This is a genomic window from Desulfurivibrio alkaliphilus AHT 2, from assembly GCF_000092205.1.
GTDB classification, from domain to species: Bacteria; Desulfobacterota; Desulfobulbia; order Desulfobulbales; family Desulfurivibrionaceae; genus Desulfurivibrio; species Desulfurivibrio alkaliphilus.
Map to the genome: position 1 here is coordinate 2,403,701 of NC_014216.1, position 23,627 is coordinate 2,427,327.

Below are 23,627 nucleotides of genomic sequence, written 5' to 3' on the forward strand. Positions count from 1 at the left end.
ACCTGTTCCAGTGATTCCGGACACCCCGTAGTCGGAGCGAAGCGACGCGGTAGTTTTGATTGCTTACTCTTCCCGAGTCGGTGCTGTCAAGTTGGCTTTTGCCTTTCTCATTGATCCTCCTTTTGGTTTTAGTTGGATGATGTGGGCGTTGTGGATCAGGCGATCCAGGATGGCGTCGGCGAGGGTGGGGTCGCCGATCTGTTGGTGCCAGTGTTCATGGGGCAGCTGACTGGCCACCAGGGTGGAACGGAGCTGGTAACGGTCCTCCAGGACTTCCAGCAGATCATGCCGCTGCTCCCGGTTCAGCGGTGACAGGCCGAAGTCGTCGAGCACCAGCAGATCCACCTTGGCCATCCCGGCCATCAGTTTGACGTAACGACCATCGCCCTTGGCCAGATTGATCTCTTCAAAAAGCCGGGGTATCCGCTGGTAGCTGGCGGTATAGCCACTGCGGCAGGCTTTTTGGGCAAAGGCGCAGGTCAGATAAGACTTGCCGGCGCCGGTGGGGCCGGTGATGATCATGTTCTGGTGCTGTCGCAGCCAGGAGCATTCCGCCAAGCGCATGATCAACGCTTTATCCAGGCCACGGGGGTGCCTGAAGTCGATATCCTCGATACAGGCCTGGTGGCGCAGCCGGGCTTGGCGGAGCCGGGTCTTGAGCCGGCGGTTGTCCCGCTCCACCGCCTCCCGGTCCACCAGCAGCCCCAGCCGCTCTTCGAAGCTCAGGTCGCTCAGGTCCATGTTCTGTTGCTCTTTAAGGGCCGCGACCATACCTCCGAGGCGTAGACTTTCCAGTTTCTCGATGGTCGGGTGGATCAGCATGTGTGTTCCTCCCGCAGTTGAAAGTAGTCGGCCCCACGGATATTCCGATGCTGCACCGGCGCCATCTCCTGGTCCTCACTTGGCAGCGGCCGGCTTTCCAGGCCATTTTTGAGGATCGATTCGAGGCTGCGGTAGGAGAGGGTTTCGTAGGCCAAAGCACGGCGACAGGCCGCTTCCAGGCGGGGCTCACCATAGCTCTTGCCGAGCCGGAAGATCCCCAGCAGGCTGCGGTAGGCCTGCTGGGGGTGGCGGCGGCCGGTCAACAGCCGTTGGGTGACTTCACTCATGGCCGGACCGATCCTGGCCGCCCAGCGCTGGAACCGCTCCGGGCTCCACTCAGCATAGAACCGGTGGTTGGGCGGCATGTGCTCCTTGATGGTGCTGTGCTTCCCCCGCTGCCGGGAGCGGGGATGAGAGGCCACTCGCCGGCCCTTGTGCAGGCACTCCACCGTGTCGGCGGTGTATCGCACCTCCAACACCTTGCCCACCAGGGCATGGGGGACGCTGTAATAATGGCCGGCCAGCTCGAGATGGTAGTCGATGTTGACCTTGGCCTTTTTCCATTCCGCAAACTGGTAGGCCTTTTCCGGCAGGGGGCGCAGGGCTGGCCGGTCAAGGCTCTCGTACAGACTCCGGCGGCTGCCCTCCAGCTTCTGGAAAGGCCGGTTGTTGAGCAACTCCAGCAGACGCCGGATCTCCCGGTTGAGTTCATTGAGACTGAAAAAACGCTGATGACGCAGCCGAGCCAAAATCCAGCGCTCGACCAGCAGCACCCCGGCTTCCGCCTTGGCCTTGTCCTTGGGCTTGCGAACCCGGGCCGGCAGCACCGTGGTCCGGTAATGGGTGGCTAAATCGTGGTAAGTGGGGTTGAGCAACGGTTCGTAGCGGCAGGCCTTGTTCACCCCGCTCTTGAGGTTGTCGGGGATCAGCAACTCCGTTACCCCGTCAAACCAGGCAAAGGCCCGCACATGGGAGCTGATCCAGTCGGGCAGACTCTGGCTCCAGGTCGCCTCCGCGTAGGTGTAGTTGCTGGCACCCAGCACCGCCAAAAATACCTGCGCTTCACGGACCTCGCCGCCGGTTGCGTCGATAATCGGCACCGTCCGTCCGGCGTAGTCAATGAACGTCTTCTCCCCGGCCCGGTGCTCCTGCCGCATTACCAGGTCGCGCTTGCCCCGCCACTGGCTGTACTGCTGGCAAAACCAACTGTTGTTAATGGCCAATTAAAATGACCCACTACTGGCCAACAATTTTGACCCACCCCGAGGAGTGGTCAAGCGGCCATAAAGCGATTAGTGTCCCCGACTATTTACGGACAGGAGGGGATCTGGTGAAGGAGTGGGTTATGATTCACAAAATTAAAGCGTTACACGGTGACGGAGGTGGGTTGTCGGTCCGTGCTATTGCCTTGGAGCTGGGTGTTTCTCGTAACACGGTACGCAAGTATCTGCGCTTGGATGAGGCGGCCATCAGCCAGGCGCAGGTTGACCGGGCACGCCATAAGCGTTTGGACATGCACCGGAGCTATATCATTTATCTTTTAGAAACTTATCCCCGCCTCAGTGCGGTGAAAGTGGCTCGCAAGCTGCGGGAGAAGGTCAGCGGGTTGGCGGTGTCTGATCGGAGTATCCGCCGTTATGTATCGGTCCTGAAAGAGACCGGTGTTGTGGCTCAAAAGCGCTACTATGAACCGATTATTGATCATGTGCCGGGGGTTCAGTGCCAGGTTGACCCGGGTGAGCTGCGCGGGGTGCTGGTCGGTGGCGAGCCACAAACCCTGTACTTTGTGGTGTTCGTCTTATCTTTTTCCCGGCTGATGTACGTCGGTCTTTCCTTTGAGCCCATTGATACCGGGCGTTTTATCCAGCTTCACGATGAGGCGTTCCGTTACTTTGGCGGTGTTACCGAGGAATGTGTTTACGACCAGACCAAGTTGGTGGTCATCGAGGAGCTTTACCGTGAGTTGACGCTTAATCAGCGCTTTGCTGAATACGCGGCCACGGTGGGTATGCGGGTCCACGCTTGCGAGGGTTATGATCCCGAGAGCAAAGGCAAGGTCGAAGCCGGAGTCAAATATGTCAAACAGAACTGCCTGTATGGCGAGACGTTCAGCGGCCGGCAGGATCTGCGCCGTTATGTTCGGCAGTGGCTGGACGAGGTGGCTAACCAGCGAACCCATGGCACCACCGGGCAGGTTCCCCGGCATCATTTCGAGACCGAAGAGCAGGCGCATCTGCACCCCTATCTGACCCCTGCCGGCTTAACGGTAGCGGCCAGTGAGCGGCGCAAGGTTGACAAGACCGGGCTGATCTCCTGGCGGGCCAATCGTTACTCGGTGCCCATGGCCTACCAGGGTGGCCAGGTCGGGGTGCAAGTCGAGGATGGACAATTGCAGGTCATCGACCTTGGCCGTGGCGAAAAGATCGCCTCCCATACCGTTTGCCTGGAAAAAGGCCAGATCATCAAAAACACCCATCATTACCGTGATCACAGCCAGCGGCTCCAGGAGCTGGAAGGGGCGGTATGTGCATTACTGGGTCAGCCGGCGGGCGAGCGATTGTGCCAAGTGTTGAAAAGCACCTCGCCCCGGATTTACAAAGATCAACTGGTGGCTGCCGTTCAGCTGCTCAAGGCGGAAGAGACCCTTGACCAGGCCCTGGTGGACCGACTGGCCCAGCGGCCCACGTTGACCGCCACGACCTTGAAACGCTATCTGGATTCCTCCCGCCGCTCAAAAGAACGGGGGCGCGACAGCATCACGGCAACGGGGCTTCCGGATGCCGAAATCCAGTTGGGCCAGTATGCATCGTTAACAGCCGGCCATGGTGACCACCCCTTCGGCCAGGAGGTGAACCATGGATGCCATTGAACGAACAGCCACCAAATACCGCAACTTGCGGCTCAACGCGACGGCCAGCCGGCTGCCGGAACTACTGGCCCGGGCCGACGCCAATGAGCTTTCCTATCTGCACCTGGTGGAGATGATGGCCGACCACGAACTGGAGCAACGAACCGGTAAACGGATCGCCCTGAACCGCCGGAAAGCCGGCTTCCCCGCCGAAAAAATTCTGGAAGGTTTCGACTACCGTCACCAGACCACAATAAACAAGCGCCAGGTCAATGCCCTGCTGGATTTCGACTTTATCGATCAGCGTAATAATGTGATTTTTATTGGCCCGCCGGGTGTCGGCAAAACCCATTTGGCCATTGGGATTGGCCAAAAAGCCATTAACGCCGGCTACAAGGTTCTGTTTCGCAGCGCCCTTGATCTGGTTGAGGAACTGGAGCTGGCGGAAATGAAAGGTGAACTGAAAAAAAAGGTCAGTCAGTTGGTTAAGTTTGACCTCATGGTCATCGACGAGCTCGGCTACCTGCCGATGAGCCGGCAATCACGCTATAATTTGTTCCAGCTAATCAACAGTTTCTACGAATACCGGTCGTTGATCATCACGACCAATAAAGACTTCACCCACTGGGGCGAGTTCTTTCATAACGACAACGTGGCAGTGCCGATCATTGATCGCATTATCCATCATTCACACATCTTTATGCTAGGAGGAGAAAGTTATCGGCTAAAACAGAAAACGGCCCAATAGTGGAGGTGGGGTGGGTCAAAATTGTTGGCCAAAGGTGGGTCAAAACTAATGGCCATTGACAACTGTACTGCATTCCTTCGGGATGACGCTCCTTGTACTCCTGCCAGAGCAGTGCCAGGGTGACATGCCGGTTGCCCCGGAGTTCCCGCTGCACTTCCGACCAGTCGGGGGTGGGCAGAGACTCGGCTGAGGCAGCCGATGTTTCCTGCTCCCGAAATAACAGCCGATTAAGGCCGACCTCGTCCAACTCCGCCGGCAACGGCCACTGCAAACCCGCCGCCTTGAACCGTAAAAGATAGTCGGACACCGTACTTTTGCCGACTCCACAACTGGTCGCGATCTCCCGCAGGCTTCGCCGGCACTCGTACTTCAAACGTAATATCTCGTAAATCTTGCGCATGGGTAACCTCTCCGCCGGCATCACTTCCTCCTTTCAGTCTTAATGCTTGACAAAAAGATGGTGTGATACCACTTGGTTGCCCGCGCTGCTACCTCCTTCTAACCGGGGTGTCCGGAATCACCGGAATGCTGTCCGCCTTCAGAACGGAATGGTGTCCGGCTTCCCACCGGAATGCTGTCCGGCTTCGGACCGGAACGGTGTCCGGCTTCCACCGGAATATGCAGCCATGTCTGATCAAGCCAATACCGACCCACTGACCGGGCTGATCAACCGGCGCTATTTTATGGAAATCCTCAACGATCTGCTGAAACAGCCCAACCATGGCAACCGGCTGGGCACATTGCTTTTTCTGGATCTTGACAATTTTAAACCAGTGAATGATCAACTTGGCCATGATGCGGGGGACATCGCTCTCCAGGTAATAGCAGAGCGCTTGCGTAATCTGCTGCGAGAACAGGACTACGTCGCCAGATTGGGAGGTGACGAGTTTGTCTTACTTTTTACTGGTGACAGCAGTAATAATCTTGATTCTGAGACCGTAGCGCAGCGTGTCGAAGCAAATATTGCCGCCCCTATTATGGTCAAAAAGAAAAAGATAAACCTCGGTTGCAGCATCGGCACCACGCAGCTGAAAAAGGGCGATGACCCGCAAGAAGTTTTGAATCGGGCAGACAAGGCCATGTATGCTGTCAAGTTTGCCCGACGCCACAAAACCACCACCATGTGACCCCGTTTCCAGCAAGCAGCTTCCACCAAACACAAAGGTTGGGCAAACAAAAGGTTCACAGGCGCACCTAGATCCCGTGGCGCTGCAGGTGTTCCTTGACCACCGAGATCTTCACCTCGCGGCAAAAGTTGAGCTAAAAAGGCTTATACAACGCAAAGAACGTGGCCGCCAAAGCAAGCATAATAGCGGCGGCCCCTAACCAGGGCAGCTTCTCCTTTGAGCCATATAAATACAGTGGCCATACTGCCAGCATGACTAGTATAAAAAACTTGGCAATGATCCAACCAAACGCCTGGATATTGCTGAATTGCATCAATAGGCCGATGCCGCCAAGCAACACAATCAGCAGTCCAACCTTGTGAAACATGCCAATAAACCTTGGTAGCGGATTATCTTCTTTGCTACCAATCGCCGCCCTGAACATATGCCCACCAAGGGCGCTGAACACAAAAAAAATCCCGGCAAGATGCACAATCTTGGAAATGTAATAGGTATTCAAATCAACCTCCACAATAAAACTGAATTACAGAGCCCATCATACCAAAAAAATGGCACTAGCTCCTCTCTTGCCTCGCGTTATGTAAGGGGGGCTGGGATAGGAGGTTACTTTTCTCGACCCTGGCAAAAAACGGGGCATCAGCGAACACCCAGTGCAACTTGCCCCTCAAAAGCCTGCACCCTTATCATGCGCAACTACCGACCGGCATGTCAACGAAAAAAGCCACCCCATAACAGCCTGATTACGGAAGGTGCCCGCATTTTGCACCAGCAAGCGGCAAAAGAGCTGCCCCCCAGCCGCCTGAATCACTTCGTAAAACCTCACGGCCGCACATGATCCCGTGGCGCTGCAGGTGTTCCTTGACCGCCGAGATCTCCTCCTCGCGGCGGTGGAAGATGCCGGCATTGTCAAACTTCTTTGAAAATTAAGCGGCCTTAGGACGTTTTCCTTGCTGGCCAACTTTTAAGGAGGTATTTAGCCAGAGCCTCTTTCATTGAACCGTGAAGGTCAATGGTGAAGACCACCCCGATGTCATCGCCGAAGGAGAAAACAAATCAGGGGGCGTTGGGCACACATTATCCCAGGACCACGGCTTTATCTCGCCGTAATAGGAGATTATTTTTATATTCCATTCATTACTGCCGAATCCACTCGGACTATTATTCTCAATTGGATTCCAGCCATCCGTGCACCCATCACCCATGCAGCCTATCCATTGGCTGGAACAAGCTTGATTATAAGCGTAGACGACCACATTACTGTAAGATGAACTGTTGTCCCAGGTTACATAATCGGTACTAGAAATTATTTGTCCGGGGGCGGGGAAGGTGAACACCGGTATTTCCGGCGAATCGGTTGTTGTCGCCCCGCTACTGCCGGAGCTGCCACTTTGTTTCACATAATCAACAAGTAATATCCCGCTTGCGGGATCATATACGCTTAAGGCTGTTGCTGTAACCGTGTAGTCCACGATGATCGTAGAATTCGCTGGCGTCCCATCACAACCACCGTTCGCGTCAAATGTAAAAGTTATAGCTGTATCGGTATACGTATATGTGCCTCCTTCTATACATCCGCCCCATGCTGCATCATAATTTTCCCAAGTAATATCGGTTAACGTTAGGGTTTGGTTGGAAGAACTCGCTGTTGCAGCGTGAAACCAAGTCCCAATCAATGCAGCACTGCTTCCAGTATCATTGTCATGGGGGCAAGTCATTTTCTTCCAATAACGGTTGTAGTCGTCATCGTCTACAATGCTGTTGCCGTACTCGTACCAGACTCGTCTGACATCTATCTGATCGGTTCCGGTTTGAAGTAAAATCGCCTTCTGGTCACCACTTTTTCCCTCTTCGGCTGTCCGGAACCACAGCTCTCCCCCAATAATCTCGAAGCCAATGCTAACTGACTCATCCATGTCGCCGTATTGGAATTCAGCGTGGCTCAGGGAGGTAAAGGTATGACACATGCCGACATAAGCAGGGTCAAAATACCGGTACTCCACCCAAGTATCACCGACCCTGATGGGACCGAAACCGATCAGCTCTACTGTTTTTGCGGATTTTTTTGTGAATACCCCGGTAATTTCTGCTAATTTGCCGCCCCCTTCGCCGCAGACGTTCCCTGCTGCGTTGAGCGTAAGTGTGTCGCGTGCGCTATTTAACGTTCCCTGCCCAGTAACATGAAAATTTACACAATCTGAATTGGTTGAATTGGAGATGATCGTGAAATTATAAACACCTGAGGTGATCGCTCCCGAAATTGAACCATCTTCAAAGATAGTTCCAGACACCCCTCCGGCTTCTTCTGCCAGGACGAAAACCAGCGACTCGGTTCCGTTGTCCGAGTCGTCTGGGTTGCCGGTAACGGTTAAAGTCAAATTGCCGTTCCAGGTCCCGGCAAAATCCCCTGCGGACGCTTCAGTGCTTCCGTTTTCTCCACCACCGCCGCCTCCGCTTCCGCTTCCACTATCACCGGAGCAAGCCGTTAGCAGAAAAAAGGCCGAAACCAAAACCACCCAAAATAGCTTTTTCATTTTTCCCTCCTCCACCTGAACACCCTCCCATTGGCTACACGGTTTTCTTACAATAAGAACCGATGCTTCCCGTCCCCACTTCGCGATGGGTCTATTTTTTCGTGCGTTTCAACTGCTAAGCAAAAATCGTTCCCCCTTGGCCAACACAGCAAAAAAACCTCAACTTGACCAACCCTAAGGGCAGACCTAAGCTCAGCACTGGGACAAACCGCCAGAGCCGGTGTATCTGTTTGGGATAATGGCCAGATTCGGCATGGTTAAATGACCAGATGTGGCTTCGCAGGCACCCGGTTGGGCGGCAAAAAATAAAGTAGCAACCACCCCTTGAAAAACATAAAAAAACCGCCCCGGAATTATACCCAGAGCGGCTTATTGGTTTGTTGGCTGGCAGGGGCAACTAAAAATCACAAAAAGATCACAGGCGCACCTCTATCCCGTGACGCTGCAGGTGTTCCTTGACCGCCGAGATCTCCACCTCGCGGCGGTGGAAGATGCCGGCGGCCAGGGCGGCTTCGGCGTTGGTGGCGGTGAAGACCTCGCTGAAGTGTTCGGATCTGCCGGCGCCGCTGGAGGCGATCACCGGGATACCCACCGCCTCTTTGACCATTTTGATCAGTTCCAGGTCGAAGCCGGAGTTGGTGCCGTCCTTGTCGATACAGTTGAGCAGAATCTCGCCGGCCCCCAGTTCCTCGCAGGCCGCCGCCAGGGTGGCGGCATCAAGGTCGCGGCCCTCGCGACCGCCCTTGACGGTGCACTGGTACCAGCAATACTCTTCGCCATTGGGGCCGGGAAAGGCGGTGGGGATTACCCGGTGGGGCACCTCATCGGGGCTCTTTACGTAAACCCGGCGGGGGTCGATGGAAATCACCACCGCCTGGTTGCCGTAAACATAGGCTATTTGCTCAATGGAGCTTTTGCCGTCCTTCCTGCGGCCCCGGCGCAGATAATCCTCCACCACCGCCACCGCGTCGCTGCCGATGGAGATCTTGTCGGCCCCGGCCCGGAAATAGCGGGCCGCCACGTCCAGGGCCGAGTAAAAACGACCATTGGCGTCGGTGAACTCCCGGATGCCGCCGCCGATGGTGAGCGGCACGAAAACCTCTTCCGAGGCCCGTTCCAGCACCTCCAGCATGGGCTGATCTTCCAAGGGAAAGTCACGGAAGGCGGTGATGTTAAGAAAGGTCACCTCGTCGGCCCCCTCCCGGAAGTAGCGGGCCGCCAGCTCCACCGGCTTACCCAGGTTGCGTACCTCACCACCGCTCTCCCGGACATCGTACTGGTCGCCTTTGGTTACCACCAGATCACCCTGATCATTGCTGCGGACATCGAGGCAGGCGATGATCCGCTTGGCCAGCCTGGTACGGGAAGGCGGAAAGCCGGAAGCACCCAGACTAACTCCCGGGGCCGGGGTTGCGACGCTGACCGGCCGGGGCCGGGCCTGGGGTTCCTGCAGGAAGTTGCGTAAAATATTCAGCCCTGCCCGACCGCTTTTTTCCGGGTGAAACTGGCAGGCCACCACCTTTCCCCGCTGCACGGCGCTGATGAAGTCGCCGCCGTATGCGGTTTCCGCCAGGATCCAGGCACGGTTTTCCTGGCTGGCGGTAGCGCGGTAGGTGTGGACGAAGTATAATTTTTCCTCTCGGTAGTCGGCAAAAAGCGACGAGGGCTGGCGCATGGCAATGCCGTTCCAGCCGATCTGGGGCACTGCCAGGCCCGGCGCCCGGAACCTCTCAATGTGCCCTTTGATCAGGCCCAGCCCGGCCACCCCGGGAGACTCCTCACTGCCTTCAAACAGGGTCTGCAAACCCAGGCAGATGCCCAGGTAAGGGCGGTCGGCCGCCAGGTATTGCCGCAGGGGCTCCAAAAAACCTCGGTTCTGCAGGCTTTCCATGGCGGCGCCAAAGCTTCCCACGCCGGGAAAGATCAGTTTTTCGGCCCGCAGGATATCGGCGGGCTCGACCACCTCTTGTACGGTATAGCCCAGTTTGCGGATGGCGTTACGGACGCTGCGCACGTTGCCCGCGCCGTAATCCAGCAGGGTGACGATGGGTAAGGTGCCGGTGGTCATTTTACCATGACCTCCCGGGACCAGTCGTTGTGTTCAAACTGGCGGTGGTCCGGCTTGGGGTCTTTCTCTTCCACCAGGCGCTGCTCCAGCCACTTCAGGATCTTGTCAAACTCCTCCCGCACCTGGGCCATGGCCTGGCCCCGGTGGCTGACCTGGTTTTTCTCCTCCGGGGTCATCTCGGCAAAAGTTTTGCCAAGGGGATGGTAAAACATCACCGGATCATAACCAAACCCTCCGCTGCCTTTGGGCTCGTGGGTAATCTCCCCCTCACAGCGCCCCTCGTAAGTCAGGGCCGGACCGGAGGGCACGGCCAACGACAGGACGCAAACAAAGGCGGCCCGGCGATCTTCCTTGCCCTCCATCTCCTTCAGCAGCTTGGCGATGTTGGCCGCATCATCGGCTTTTTCTCCGGCATAGCGGGCCGAATAAACCCCCGGGGCGCCATCCAGGGCCGCCACCTCCAGGCCGGAGTCGTCGGCCATGGCCGGCAGCCCTAAAGCCTTGGCGGTAAACAGGGCCTTTTTGTAAGCGTTGTCATCAAAGGTGGCGCCATCCTCCACCACTTCCGGCAGCGGCCCGAAATCGGCCAGTGAACGGATATCCACCGGGAAACCTGCCAGCATCTGTTGCAACTCCTTGACCTTGCCCTGATTGCGGGTGGCCAAAACAATAATCTGCTTCATCGTACTATCTCCAGGTTGGCAAACATGTACTTACAAGGGTTACGAAACCAAAAAAATCGGCAAACGTCCAGCCGTGCCGCGGGTTACGGCACGGCTGGACGTTTGCCTAAAACCATAGGTTACAAACCACCACTGCCGCCACAATGCCGGCCGCATCGGCGGTGAGGGCGGCGGGCAGGGCGTGGCGGGTGCGGGTAATCCCCACGGCGCCGAAATATACCGCCAGCACATAAAAAGTGGTTTCGGTGGAGCCCTGCATCACCGAAACCAGAAAGGCGACAAAGCTGTCCGGGTCGCGGGCCACGATCTCGCTCATCATCCCGAAGGCGCCGCTGCCGGAAAGCGGCCGCATCAGGGCCACGCTCAAGGCCTCGGCGGGCAGCCCGACCCGCTCGGTAAAAGGGGAGAGGACGTTGATCAAAATCTCCATGGCGCCGCTGGCCCGGAACATGCCGATGGCAACAAAAATCGCCACCAGGAAAGGGATAATCCGCACCGCGGTGTTGAACCCTTCCTTGGCCCCTTCGGTGGCCACTTCATACACCCTGACCCCGCGCAGATAGCCGAAAATCAGCAAACCGGCAATCAGCATGGGAATCAGCCAGGTGGAGATGGCGCCGATCACCGAGATGGAGTCCTCCCCGCCAGCGCCGCCGGCAAAAAACAGCCGGTAGACAACCCCGCCGGCAAAGGCCAGCAACAACAGCAGGATAAAAAAACGGCCGGCGGCACCGGGCGGGCTTAAAGTCACACCATCAGCAGGCTGGGAGGGCTGGCTCGGCTGAGCGCCGGCAGCAGTCCCGCCGTCAGGCTTGGCCCCCGGCGCCCCGGCCTCCGGCCCGGCGGCGATCCCGGTCATCCCGGCAACCGGCGGTTTGCCCGGTTCGGGACCGGCCAGCAATTTGGCCATGGTGATGGCCACCATGGTCGAGCAAAGGGTGGCGACAATGGCGGGAATCAGAATCTCCGCCGGACTGGTGGCTCCGGCGGCGGCCCGCACGGTGATCACCCCCAGGGGCAGGAGGGTGACGCTGGAGGTGTTGATGGCCAGGAAAAGGCACATGGCGTTGGTGGCCGTGCCTTTTTCATGGGCCAGCTTGTCCAGCTCCTGCATGGCCTTGATGCCCATGGGGGTGGCGGCATTACCAAGCCCCATGGTATTGGCGGCCATGTTCATGATCATGGCGCTCATAGCCGGGTGTTCGGCGGGCACCTGGGGAAAAAGGCGGGTCATCAGCGGTTTCAGGGCCCGGGCGATCATCAGCATCAACCCGCCGGCCTCGGCCACCTTCATCAGCCCCAGCCAGAAGGCCATGGGTCCGATCAGGCCAATGGCCAGCATTACCCCTGATTTGGCCGATTCAAAAGAGGCGGTGGTAACTTCATCCATCCGCCCGGTATAGGCGGCGGTCACCGTGGCCACGGCGATCATCCCCAGCCAGATAATGTTGATTGCCGATGCTTTGGGAGCGTGCATAACCCGGCCACTTTACCCAAAACCCCGGGTGAGACGCCATAAAAAACCGTTATGCAAAATTTAATTAAAAATGGTTACAATGTTCTGCCAGGCAGCGTTGATTGAAGGGGAGAGGGTTTGACCTTGGAACACTTTATTGCCAGACAGCCAATATTCGATACCAAAGGGCGCGTCTTCGCCTACGAACTTCTGTTTCGTTCCGGTCTCCACAACTATTTCGACAGCGATGATTTCGATCAGGCTTCGGCCAGGGTTATCGCCAACAGCAACCTGCTCTTCACCCTAGATGAGATGACCGGCAATACCAGGGCCTTTCTTAACTGTACAGAAAAGGTACTTCTCAAGGGCCTGATGACGACCCTGCCACGCCAACAGGCTGTGGTTGAAATCCTTGAAAATGTCGAACCTACCCCAGAGGTTGTGCAGGCATGCAAACGCCTTAAAGAGCAGGGTTATACCCTGGCTCTGGACGACTTTGTCTACCACCGAAATTTTGAGCCGTTGCTGGATCTGGCCGACATCGTCAAGGTCGACTTTCTGCTGTCTGATAACAAACAACAGGATGAGATGGCGCGAAAACTGCTCCCGCGCGGCATCAAAATGCTCGCCGAAAAGGTTGAAACCCACGAGGTTTTTGAACAAGCAAAAGCCATGGGGTATCAACTTTTTCAGGGCTATTTTTTTGCCAAACCAATCATCATTTCACGCAAGGACATCCCCACCAACAAGATCCAACTATTGCGCATACTCAAAGATATTCATGCTGAAGATGTCGATTTCAAAAAGCTTGCCCTGGCCATCCAGAGTGAGGTTTCCCTGACCTACAAACTTCTCAAATTGATCAATTCGGCAGCCTTTGCCCTGCGCCAAAGGGTTACCTCGGTGCTTCACGCCCTGACCCTGCTTGGTCTGCGTGAAATACGCTCCTGGGTTTCTTTGTTGGCGATTTCGTCCATGGCCAACGACAAACCGGCGGAACTTGTTGTCATTTCCCTGGTTCGCGCCCGCATGTGCGAACAACTGGCCCTGCTGAGCCAAATGGGTGACCGCAAGTCCGACCTGTTCCTGGTGGGGCTGTTCTCCCTGCTTGATGTCATCATGTCTCGGCCGCTCAATGAGATCCTTAAGGAAATCAGCATCGAAGATGACGTTATTGCCGCCCTGACCCGGGCTGACGGTCCGTTGTTCAACATCCTGCAACTGACCATCGCCATGGAAAAAGGGGAGTGGGATAAGGTTTCTCAACTGGCAACCAAGATGCAAATTGATGAACAGCAATTACCCGCCACTTACCGCGAGGCCGTCGCCTGGGCGCAAGAGATCTATTTTATTAAATAAACCGGGTGGACAGCTATTACAGGATGATGGAGATGCTGAAAACGAACTGGTGACGTTGCTGCACGTTTTCAAAAAAAGGGCCCTTCCTGTCAGGAGGGGGAGGGGGAGGGGAGACAGGAAGGGCCCAGGAGGGGGTTATGTACTTCAGATTATAAGACAAGAACCTTAAAAATTAGTTCCACACCGTTACCCAAAAAAATTATTTTAGTGCGTCGTAAACCTTGCCCACCATTTGCGGCCCGGGGGTAAGGGTTTTGCCGCCCTGCTCCCAGCGGGCCGGGCAGGCCTCGTCGGGGTTGTTGGCCACGTGTACGCTGGCCTGGAGCTTGCGCAGCAACTCTTTGGCGTTACGGCCAACATTGTAAAAATTGATCTCGGAAGCCACCAGCTCTCCGGCCGGGCTGATGATGAAGGTACCGCGCAGATCCAGCCCGGTTTCTTCGTTGTAAACCCCAAACATCCGCGACACCTGGCCGGTGCGGTCGGCGCCCATGGGATAGCGGGCGTTTTCGAGAAACTTCTCTTCCCGTTTCCAGGCCAGGTGGGTGAACACGGTATCGGTGCTCACCGTTACCACCTCGGCCCCGGCGGCCTTGAGGTTTTCATACTCGTCGGCCAGATCGGCAAGCTCGGTGGAACAGACAAAGGTGAAGTCGGCGGGGTAGAAAACCAGCACCGTCCACTTGCCCAGCTTTTTCTGCTCGCTCAAGGAAAATTTTCCAAAATCACCTTTTGCCGGCTCGTAGGTCTCCAGTTCAAAATCCGGGACTTCCTGACCAACCTGAATGGCACCGCAACAGCAATCTACATCGTGTTCGTAACTCATGATTCAAACTCCTTTAATTATTTTGAGGGATGGTAATGAGTGTATGACAATAACCGTCAACCGCTTTGTTTTGATAAAAGTTATCAAACCTATAAAAAAGACGCAAGCTTTTTTTGCAAAACTTTTTTCCCGTCCACCAGGTAACCGCCTTTTCCTTTGATTTACTTGTTATTTTGGCTGGTTATATGGTAATAGCAGGGAATGCTATACGAGTCTGCAGGGAGAAGCAAAATTTTTCTTATTGGTTACCGCGCCTGCGGTAAAAGTGTGGTGGGCCAGGAGCTGGCCGTCCGGCTGGGTTATGAATTCCTCGATATGGACCGGGAAATAACCCGGCGGGAAGGGGTGAGCATAAAGGAACTGGTGGCTGCCCGAGGGTGGGATTATTTTCGCCGCCGGGAGCGGGAACTACTGCTGGAACTGAGTTCCCCTCCCGCCCCCGGGCCAGCACCGGACACGCCGGGACTGGTGGTCGCCACCGGGGGTGGGGCTGTTTTGCAGGAAGACCTCTGGCCGGCTATCAAGGCAGCCTGGCCGGTGGTCTGGCTCACCGCCGATGCCGCCACCATCACCGCCCGGCTCAGCGGTGACAGCAGCAGCGAGCAACAGCGTCCGGCCCTCACCGACCAGGGCCTGCTGGCGGAAGTCGAAGAGATTTTGCAACAACGTCTTAAACTGTACCGGCAGGCGGCCGGGCTGGAGATAGACACCACTACGGCCAAGCCGGCGGAGATTGTGGACCGGATCATCGACTGGCTGCAAGAACAAAGTTAACCAAAACCACGAGCACAACGATATGGCAGGCAACACCTTTGGCAAAATTTTTCAGATCACCACCTGGGGCGAGTCGCACGGTACCGCCGTGGGGGCCGTGGTGGATGGCTGCCCGCCGGGTCTCCCCTTAACCCCGGCGGATATTCAAGCCGACTTGGACCGGCGCCGCCCCGGCGGCGGGCCCGCCTCCACCCCCCGCAAGGAGCCGGACCAGGTGGAAATCCTCTCCGGCACCTTCGAGGGCCTTACCACCGGCACCCCCATCAGCCTGGTGATCTTCAACCGCGATGCCCACAGCAAGTCATACGACCACCTGAAGGATATTTACCGGCCGGGCCATGGCGACATCACCTACCAGCAGAAATACGGCCGCCGCGACCATCGCGGCGGCGGCCGGGCCTCGGCCCGGGAGACGGCGGCCCGGGTGGCCGCCGGGGCGGTGGCCGGTTGCCTGCTGACCACAGCAGGCGTCAGGGTGCAGGCTTATACCGTGGAGTTGGGCGGGGTTGCCGCCCAACAGCGCAACCTGGCCGAGATCTCGCAAAACGCCCTGTTCTGCCCGGACAACCAAGCTGCCGCCGCCATGGTGGCCCGCATCGACGAAGTTCGCCGCAACCACGACACCCTGGGCGGGGTTGTCGAGATCCGGGTCAGCGGCTGTCCGGCGGGGCTGGGGGAGCCGGTTTTCGACAAACTCGACGCCGAACTGGCCCGGGCCATGATGTCCATCGGGGCGGTAAAAGGGGTGGAGATCGGGGCCGGCTTTGCCGCCGCCCGGCTCACCGGCTCGGAAAATAACGACCCCATCACCCCGGAGGGTTTCACGGGAAACAATTCCGGCGGCATCTTGGCCGGCATTTCCAATGGCGACGAGATCATCATCCGGGTGGCAGTCAAACCCATTCCCTCCATCGCCCGGGAACAGCAGACCATCAACCGGCAGGGGCAGCCGGTGACCATCAAGGTCGGCGGCCGACACGACATCTCCGCCATCCCCCGGATTATCCCGGTCTGCGAGGCCATGGCCAGGCTGGTACTGGCCGACCACCTGCTGCGCCAGCGCACCCTGGGCCCAGATCCTAAATTAAAAAGGGCGCCGACACCGTGAGCGAACAGCAAGCAGCGCAGGAAATCTGGATGATCACCCGGGAGTATGACGGCTTGGCCGGGGCCGGCGGGGTCAAGGACGTGGTGCGCCAACTGGGCGAGGCCCTGGCCCTGGCCGGCCACCGGGTCAGCGTGGTGCTGCCCCTGTACGGCTTTATGAACCCCGAGGCACTGGGTTTTGCCCCGGCCAACCTGCACTTTGATGTAGGGATGAATTACGTCGGGGTGGAACGGCGCGAACTGGCACGGGTCTTGGTCCGCCACCTGGCAGCGCCGCCGCCCCGCAGCAAGGATCAAAGCTTGCGGCCGGTGGCAAGCCTGCCCCAAAACGGTCGCAAAGGCTCCCTTTCCCTCTATCTGCTGGATGCCCAGCGCTACCAGGAAAAACAGGGGGTCTACACCTACACCGCCGCCGAGGAGGCCCTGAACCACCACCATCATCAGGGCAGCGGTCATTTCGATTATTTCGCCATGAACGTCCTGCTGCAAAAAGGGGCGCTGGCCCTGATGATGCGCTTAAACGCCAGGCCGCAGGTAATTCATTGCCACGACGGCCACACCGCCCTGCTGCCGGCCATGATCCGCGAACTGGAAGGATTCCGCCACTACTTTGCCGCTTCCGCCGCCGTGGTCACAGTCCATAATGCCGGGACGGGCTACCACCAGGAGGTGGACGACCTGCCCTTTGCCGAGGCGATCACCGGCCTGCCGCCCCGGGTGATCCACGACAACCTGCTGGACGGCGCCTTCGACCCTTTTCTCGCCGCCGCCAGCTACGCGCCGCTGAACACGGTGAGCGAAAACTACGCCCGCGAACTGCAGCAGACCGACGACGACGCCCTCACCGGCTGGCTCGGCCACCGCCTGCTGGGTCGGGGCATTACCCTGCACGGGATTACCAACGGCATCAACCCGGAGGATTTCAACCCCGAGGAGCCGGCCAACCTGGGGCTGCCCGCCGCTTTTTCCCCGCTCCAAGGGGATCTGGCCGGTAAAGCGGTGTGCCGATCCCGGCTGGTGGACGACCTGGCCGCCGATCGCTGGCCCGGTCTGCGCCGGGCCGGCTACCTGGACCAGGATCCACAGGCCGCCCCGCCGCCAGCCGACGGCCCGGCCAGCGGCCTGCCGCTGCCGCTGTTCACCTTTGTCGGCCGACTCACCGCCCAGAAAGGGGTGGACAAGTTGCTGGGGGCCTTGGAAACCCTGCTGCCCCTGGACCGGGGCTTCCAGGTGCTGATCTTGGGCTCCGGCGACAAGGGCTGCGAGCAGGCCCTGGTCCGGCTGGCGGAAGCCGAAAGTAACCGGGGGCGGCTCTGTTTCCTCCAGGGTTACGACCCCCTGGTGGCCAACCAGGTTTTTGCCGCCGGCGACTTTTTTCTCATCCCCTCCCGCTACGAACCCTGCGGGCTCACCGATTACATGGCCCAGTTGCTGGGTAACCTGCCCATCGTCCATCACGTCGGCGGGCTGGTCAAGGTGGTGGATGGGGTCACCGGCCTTTGTTACCGGGAACACAAATCCGCCGCCCTGATGGGCGCCATGCAGCGCGCCCTGACCCTTTTCCGCCGTCAGCCGGAAAAGGTGCTTGACATGCGACGGGCCGCCGTTCAGCATATTGGGGAACACTACACCTGGAACCGGGTGATGCACCAGTACCTGGATTTTTACCAGCAAGCCCACAAGCAGCTTTGAGCTCTGAACAAGGAGGCAAGTCATGACCATTCGTGTCGGCATCAACGGTTTCGGCCGTATTGGCCGCAGCATCTTCCGGGCGGTGGACACCGACCCGCTGTTTAAAGAGATTGAGATCGTGGCCATCAACGATCTTACCCCCCCGGCCACCCTGGCCCACCTGCTCAAGTACGATTCGGTGATGGGTACTTACCCCCGCCAGGTCAAGGCCGGTGAAGGGGAAATCGTGGTCGACGGTCGCCCGGTGCGGGTCAGCAGCCAGCGCAACCCCGCCGAGATTCCCTGGCGGGAGCTGGGGGTGGAGTACGTCATCGAGGCCACCGGCCTGTTCACCGCCGGCGACAAGGCCCAGGGCCACCTTGATGCCGGGGCGAGCAAGGTGGTGATCACCGCCCCGGCCAAGGGCGAGGTGCGGACCATCGTCATGGGGGTCAATGAAGACGAATACGACCCCGCCGCCGACCACATAGTCTCCAACGCCTCCTGCACCACCAACTGCCTGGCCCCGGTGGCCAAGGTAATCTCGGAGCGTTTCGGGATCAAAAGCGGCCTGATGACCACCATCCACGCCTACACCAACGACCAGTCGCTGCTGGATTTTCCCCACAGCGACCTACGCCGGGCCCGGGCCGCGGCCCTGTCGATGATCCCCACCAAAACCGGGGCCGCCGCCGCCGTGGCCTTGGTGCTGCCGGAGTTGAAAGGCAAATTCGACGGCCTGGCGGTGAGGGTGCCCACCCCCAACGTCTCCCTGGTGGACGTGGTGATGGAACTGGAACGGGAAACCTCGGTACCGGAGGTCAACCAGGCCCTGGCCGAGGCCGCCAACCGTTACCTGGGCTACTCCGACGAACCGCTGGTCTCCATCGATTACCAGGGCGACCCCCGCTCCTCGGTGGTGGACGCCATGTCCACCAAGGTCCTGGGCTCCACCCTGAAGGTCATGACCTGGTACGACAACGAGTGGGGCTATTCCAACCGGGTGCTGGATCTGATCATGCACATGAACGAGCGCAAACTCCTGTAAAACGGGCAGCAGCACCGCATCTTTGGGCGATCAGCCGACGCGATATAGCGCTGCTATAATCGCGCCGACTGCTTGCCCAAATCTGCGGCACTGCTGCCCGTTTTCCCAATTTCGCCAGACTTGACAATGGATAACGATCACTCAAACAGCCGCAACGATAGCGCCGGCCAGGTTTGCAAGCCGGGGTTTGAATCCGACGCCCTGCGGGCCAACCTGCAGGAAACGGCGGTGGAGTGCGTGGAGCTGGACCCTGCCCGGCGGGTGCTGCTGGAGGTGGTGGAAGGCTACCAGGGCATCAAGGGGCCGCTGGAGGAACTGCTTTATGAAATCAGCCACCCTTACCGCAACTGGCGTTTGATCCTGCCCCGGCTGCGCCCTTTTATCCTTAAACACCTTGACCACTACCGGCGGCACCCCAGGGGGCCGGAAGCCTTTCTGCAGTTTCACGAGATTTTGCTTACCGCCCTGCGGGAAACGGCAAAAAACGAGGTGTTGCGGGCCCAGGCCGGCGAGGCCCTGCTGGCCCTGCTGGACAAGCTGGTGCTGTTGCTCAAGCCGGACGAGCTCGGGGCCTGGCGGCAGAGTATCAGCCACTGCCTCCACGGCCTGGCCGAGCTGGATGACCATCTGTTGCTGCCGCTGGTTCAGGGCCAGCACTCCGGCAAGCGGATTATCGGCCGGCTGGCGGGTAAATGCGCCAAGGAAGCGGACAGTGGTGAGCAACTGAAAATCTGCGACCTGGGTGCCGCCGTCCATCTGCTTAAAAGGCTGCTGAGCTTAAACTATCACTATTGGCTCGGCGAGGAAGATCCCCAGCCCTGGTTTGATTCCGAATGCGCCGTGCTTTGCCGGGGCTGGCAGGCCGGCCGGCTGTTTCAGGAGATCTCCCACGCCCGGTTGCGGGAGCACCTGGCCGAACTGGAAAAAATAGCCGGGGAAACGCAGGCCGAAACGGCGCTGCCCCGGCTGCTGGAGTTGCCCGATCACCTGGACCTGGTCCGACTCTACAAGGAAATCCCCGACAAGCTCACCGGCGACGGCGAGCAGCGGGCAACCACCGAACAAACAAACACCGGCCCGGGGCCGCAGGCGGCGGCAGGCGAGCGTCACCCTCCCGCCTGCGATTACGAAGACCCGCTCTGCCCGGATCGTTTCGCGGAAAACCGCAAGCTGCTCTTCCTCTTCCGGATCATGGAGACCAAGGGGTTGAGCCTGATCCACGAGGAAACCCTGCGGGAGATCAACCGCAGCCTGGTGCAACTGATCCGGCGCCAGACCTTTGAAGAGATCGAGCGCTTTCTGCTCACCACCCTGGCCCTGCTCAAGAGCAACGTCCGCCGTTACCCCCATACCTCGCTGCAGTGCATCCAGGTCATCGGCTCCGAGGTCTTCAAGCGGGGCAATTCCCGCCTGGTGGAGACCTTTTTGTGGGAGACGGTGCGTTTCGGTTTCCAGTACGCCAACGTCACCGGTATCGGCGAGGACTGGCAGCCCCTGGCCAATCCGGCCCACCTGGCCAATATCCGGGTCTGGCTCAACCTGGTCAGCCAGGAACCCAAGTGGTGTTCCACCCTCTTTTCGGCCCTGATCATCAACCTCAAGCTCTCCGGCACCTGTATTAAAGACACCGATCTTTTTCAGCGGGATATCACCGAGCTGCTCAACCACCCCATCGAGCCGGTCTACAACCTGGTGACCCAGTTCGCCAAGCTGGTGCCGGTCTTTTTCAACGATATCGGGGCGGAAGGGCAACTGCGGGAGGTTTCCACCGAACTGGATGAAATTCACCAGCGCAAAGATCTGCTCATCCACTTTTTGCGCAAACAGAGCCACGTGGAGTCCAGCAACCTGATTGTCGATTTTCTGGAAGCCATCCTGCTGTTCTGGAAAGACCGCAACAAACAGAGGCTGGCACCCTACCTGCCGGAAGAGGTCTGGCGGCAGATCAAGGAAGAAGGGGAGTTTGTCGACCAGTTGTACCGCCTGAGCCAGCGGGTGTGGAAGCTCAAGCATATCCGCAAGGTGGAAGACCTGCTCAACTGGGATTTCAACCGCCGCCGGGCCTGGCTGGCCCAGCAGGCCGATATCCCCGAGGGGGAACGGCGCCGTTTCGATCTGCTGGTGCGGATGTACCGCCTGTGCCACCAGAAGTACAACCTGGGCACCGAGGAGCTGCGCCAGCACTTGAAACAGGCCGCCATCGAAGATTTTCCGGAGATGGAGCAGTTGCTGGCCGATCTTGAGATCTGCGACACCTTCGAGTGCCTCAACTCCCTGCTGGACCACCTGGAAAAATTAAAAGAGATCATCATAAGCAAGGAAAAATTCCCTGCCAAGGAGAGCATCTACCACAAGCGCCATATCGCGGTGGATATCCCCTCGGTATATGGCCGTTACCAGGAACGCAAGTTCGACGCCTTAAGCCTCACCTTCCGGCTGGAGAACCTGGCCAACACCTACCTGGAAAAACTGCCGGAGACGGTCAATCTAAACATCATCACCAAGGCCACCTTTATTCGCATCATCAAGTGTCTGCGGCTTTATCTGCGGGCCCTGAGGATCGACGGCATCAGCAGCCGCAAGCTCACCACCTACATGTCGCTGCTCAGTAACTCGCTGGGCATCAAGCGTTTTTCCTACACTCAGTTTCTCGACATCTTCCGGGGGCTGTCGGAAGGGGTCAAGGATGTGATCTACACCTATTACACCAACATCCACGAGAACAACCTCAGTATCATCATCCCCCAGATCGGGGGGGATAACCTGCTGCCCAAGTACCGCTTTCTCTGGCGCCGGGACGATACCAGCGGCAATATCAACCGCCTGTCGGAAAGCTTCATGCGGGATCTGATCGCCTCCACCTTCGGCCTGCAGCATCTGGACAACTTCATCACCCGCATCTACCAGACCCTGGAGGCCCAGCGGGAGGTGCTGGACGAAGAACACCTGGACCTGCTGATGACCTACAACCCGGAACGGGCCATCTGCTCGCTGCACCCCCGCCACCACCGGGGGGTCAACCTGATCCTGCTGGGCAACAAGGGCTACAACCTGACCCTGCTGGCCGATGAACGACACCCCGTGCCGCCGGGGCTGGTGGTCACCACTGAGGTCTTCCGCTGCTGGCCGGTATTGAGGGAGTTCATCAAGAGCCGGGACGACTTCATGGCCCGCCTGCGGCTGGGGCTTAACCGGGTGGAAGAAGAGAGCGGCAAAACCTTCGGCGACCCCACCAACCCCCTGCTGCTGTCGGTGCGCAGCGGGGCGGCCATCTCCATGCCGGGGATGATGGCCACCATCCACAACCTGGGGCTCAACGAGGATATCGTGGGCGAATTTGCCCGCCAGCAGGGCAAGGAGTTCCTGGCCTGGGACAACTTCCGCCGCTTTATCCAGTCCTGGGCCATGGCCCGGGGGGTGGAACGGGACTGCTTCCAGGAGTTGATGGATGCCGCCAAGGAACGCTGCGGGGTGAAATACAAGCGCGACTTTTCCCCGGCCCAGATCCGGGAGCTGGCTTTGGAATACCAGAAAATGGTGCGCAGCCTGGGCATCGGCATTCCCGAAGACCCCTGGCTGCAGCTCACCGGGGCGGTGGAGATGGTGCTTTCCTCCTGGAACACCCCCAAAACTCGCGATTACCGGCAGATCATGGATATCTCCGACGACTGGGGCACGGCGGTGATCGTCCAGACCATGGTCTACGGCAACATCGGCGCCCAGGCCGGCAGCGGCGTACTCTTTACCGCCCACCCCTACCGGAAAGTAAGCCGGGTGGCCCTGTGGGGCGACTACGCGGTGGGGGACCAGGGCGAGGATATCGTCAGCGGCCTGGTCACCACCAACCCCATCTCGGTGGAACAGGCCGAACTGGACGGCCGGGAAGCGGAAGACACCCTGGAGCGCCGCTTCCCGGAAGTTTATGAGCGGCTGCTGACCATCTGCCGGCAACTGGTGTACGAAAAACGCTGGAACGCCCAGGAGATCGAGTTCACCTTCGAAAGCCCCGACCCCAAGGATCTCTACATCCTGCAAACCCGGGACATGATTACCATTAAAAAGAAGGAAAGCTTCCTGGTTTTTGCCGACGCCGACCGGGCCGCCGCCGCAGTGCTGGGCCACGGGGTCGGGGTCAGCGGCAGCGCCCTTTCCGGGCGGGCGGCCTTCAACGAGGAGAATATCCGGCAGTTAAAAGAACAGGACCCGGAAGCGCCCATCATACTCATCCGCCAGGATACGGTGCCGGAGGATATCAAGGAAATCGCCGTGGCCGACGGTCTGCTCACCGCCCGGGGCGGCCAGACCTCGCACGCGGCGGTGGTGGCCACCCGCCTGGAAAAAACCTGCGTGGTGGGTTGCGCCAACCTCAAGGTTTTTGAAAGCGAGCAGCGCTGCGAGATCAACGGGGTTAAAATCGGCCGGGGCGACTACCTGAGCATCGACGGCCGCAAAGGCCTGGTGCTGGCCGGGGCCCATCCCCTCAAAAAAGAAATGCAGATCCTGCCGCTGTAGGCAACTGAACCAGCGGCACCTGCCAAAAAAATCCCCTGATCCGGGTG

General features: G+C 58.6%; 17 protein-coding genes and 1 pseudogene. 9 read left to right on the top strand and 9 right to left on the bottom strand.

From position 1 onward, the window contains the following. Window positions 1-63 precede the first annotated feature (63 nt). Both istB (DAAHT2_RS10570) and istA (DAAHT2_RS10575) read right to left on the bottom strand, forming a co-directional pair. Complete coding sequence (gene istB, locus DAAHT2_RS10570) at window positions 64-822, bottom strand: IS21-like element helper ATPase IstB (RefSeq protein ID WP_013164271.1); 759 nt, start codon at window positions 820-822, stop codon at window positions 64-66. Then, a pseudogene (gene istA, locus DAAHT2_RS10575) lies at window positions 816-2,030 on the bottom strand (IS21 family transposase); the annotation flags it as partial. The gene istB (DAAHT2_RS10570) and the pseudogene istA (DAAHT2_RS10575), both read right to left, overlap by 7 nt. A gap of 137 nt (window positions 2,031-2,167) precedes the next feature. Between istA (DAAHT2_RS10575) and istA (DAAHT2_RS10580) the strand changes: the two are divergent. Together istA (DAAHT2_RS10580) and istB (DAAHT2_RS10585) are read left to right on the top strand one after the other, a co-directional pair. Beyond that, window positions 2,168-3,691, top strand: a complete 1,524-nt coding sequence (istA, locus tag DAAHT2_RS10580) for an IS21 family transposase (protein WP_013164272.1) — start codon at window positions 2,168-2,170, stop codon at window positions 3,689-3,691. Next, entirely contained in the window at window positions 3,678-4,418 is a 741-nt protein-coding gene (istB, locus tag DAAHT2_RS10585; RefSeq protein ID WP_013163745.1) for an IS21-like element helper ATPase IstB, read from the top strand. Before istA (DAAHT2_RS10580) ends, istB (DAAHT2_RS10585) begins: the two co-directional genes overlap by 14 nt. Here the strand turns inward: istB (DAAHT2_RS10585) and DAAHT2_RS14700 are convergent. Beyond that, window positions 4,369-4,818, bottom strand: coding sequence for a helix-turn-helix domain-containing protein (locus DAAHT2_RS14700; protein WP_157861468.1), 450 nt, complete (start codon window positions 4,816-4,818; stop codon window positions 4,369-4,371). The two genes, istB (DAAHT2_RS10585) and DAAHT2_RS14700, sit on opposite strands and share 50 nt — an antisense overlap. Window positions 4,819-5,044: 226 nt before the next feature. Here DAAHT2_RS14700 and DAAHT2_RS10590 point away from each other — a divergent pair, with 226 nt between their 5' ends. Then, window positions 5,045-5,545 carry a GGDEF domain-containing protein gene (locus tag DAAHT2_RS10590; protein WP_049824404.1) on the top strand — a complete coding sequence of 167 codons (501 nt, stop codon included), beginning with the start codon at window positions 5,045-5,047 and terminating at the stop codon, window positions 5,543-5,545. Window positions 5,546-5,678: 133 nt separating this feature from the next. Here DAAHT2_RS10590 and DAAHT2_RS10595 read toward each other — a convergent pair whose 3' ends face one another. The 5 genes from DAAHT2_RS10595 to DAAHT2_RS10610 form a co-directional block, all read right to left on the bottom strand. After that, complete coding sequence (locus DAAHT2_RS10595) at window positions 5,679-6,044, bottom strand: hypothetical protein (protein WP_013164273.1); 366 nt, start codon at window positions 6,042-6,044, stop codon at window positions 5,679-5,681. Window positions 6,045-6,534: 490 nt separating this feature from the next. Then, window positions 6,535-8,076 carry a hypothetical protein gene (locus DAAHT2_RS14705; protein WP_013164274.1) on the bottom strand — a complete coding sequence of 514 codons (1,542 nt, stop codon included), beginning with the start codon at window positions 8,074-8,076 and terminating at the stop codon, window positions 6,535-6,537. A 415-nt stretch (window positions 8,077-8,491) separates the two neighbouring features. Beyond that, complete coding sequence (locus tag DAAHT2_RS10600) at window positions 8,492-10,144, bottom strand: imidazole glycerol phosphate synthase HisHF (protein ID WP_013164275.1); 1,653 nt, start codon at window positions 10,142-10,144, stop codon at window positions 8,492-8,494. After that, window positions 10,141-10,827, bottom strand: coding sequence for an XTP/dITP diphosphatase (locus DAAHT2_RS10605; RefSeq protein WP_013164276.1), 687 nt, complete (start codon window positions 10,825-10,827; stop codon window positions 10,141-10,143). Before DAAHT2_RS10605 ends, DAAHT2_RS10600 begins: the two co-directional genes overlap by 4 nt. A gap of 106 nt (window positions 10,828-10,933) precedes the next feature. Next, window positions 10,934-12,304 carry a nucleoside recognition domain-containing protein gene (locus DAAHT2_RS10610; RefSeq protein WP_013164277.1) on the bottom strand — a complete coding sequence of 457 codons (1,371 nt, stop codon included), beginning with the start codon at window positions 12,302-12,304 and terminating at the stop codon, window positions 10,934-10,936. 123 nt (window positions 12,305-12,427) lie between these two features. On the opposite strand from DAAHT2_RS10610, the gene DAAHT2_RS10615 reads away from it, so the two are divergent. After that, entirely contained in the window at window positions 12,428-13,642 is a 1,215-nt protein-coding gene (locus DAAHT2_RS10615) for an EAL and HDOD domain-containing protein (protein ID WP_013164278.1), read from the top strand. A gap of 199 nt (window positions 13,643-13,841) precedes the next feature. Here the strand turns inward: DAAHT2_RS10615 and DAAHT2_RS10620 are convergent, their stop codons facing one another. After that, a complete protein-coding gene (locus tag DAAHT2_RS10620) occupies window positions 13,842-14,468 on the bottom strand; it encodes a peroxiredoxin (RefSeq protein WP_013164279.1) in 627 nt (208 codons plus the stop codon). Window positions 14,469-14,669: 201 nt separating this feature from the next. Between DAAHT2_RS10620 and DAAHT2_RS10625 the strand changes: the two genes are divergently transcribed. The 5 genes from DAAHT2_RS10625 (at window position 14,670) to DAAHT2_RS10645 (ending at window position 23,580) form a co-directional block, all read left to right on the top strand. Next, window positions 14,670-15,242: a shikimate kinase gene (locus DAAHT2_RS10625; protein WP_013164280.1), complete on the top strand. Its 573-nt coding sequence runs from the start codon at window positions 14,670-14,672 to the stop codon at window positions 15,240-15,242. A 22-nt stretch (window positions 15,243-15,264) separates the two neighbouring features. Beyond that, complete coding sequence (gene aroC / locus DAAHT2_RS10630) at window positions 15,265-16,350, top strand: chorismate synthase (RefSeq protein WP_013164281.1); 1,086 nt, start codon at window positions 15,265-15,267, stop codon at window positions 16,348-16,350. A 29-nt stretch (window positions 16,351-16,379) separates the two neighbouring features. Then, window positions 16,380-18,041: a glycogen synthase gene (locus tag DAAHT2_RS10635; protein ID WP_013164282.1), complete on the top strand. Its 1,662-nt coding sequence runs from the start codon at window positions 16,380-16,382 to the stop codon at window positions 18,039-18,041. A 22-nt stretch (window positions 18,042-18,063) separates the two neighbouring features. Next, on the top strand, window positions 18,064-19,068 hold the full coding sequence (gap, locus tag DAAHT2_RS10640; protein ID WP_013164283.1) for a type I glyceraldehyde-3-phosphate dehydrogenase: 1,005 nt from the start codon (window positions 18,064-18,066) through the stop codon (window positions 19,066-19,068). Between the two features lie 126 nt (window positions 19,069-19,194). Further along, window positions 19,195-23,580, top strand: a complete 4,386-nt coding sequence (locus tag DAAHT2_RS10645) for a PEP/pyruvate-binding domain-containing protein (protein ID WP_013164284.1) — start codon at window positions 19,195-19,197, stop codon at window positions 23,578-23,580. Window positions 23,581-23,627 lie beyond the last annotated feature (47 nt).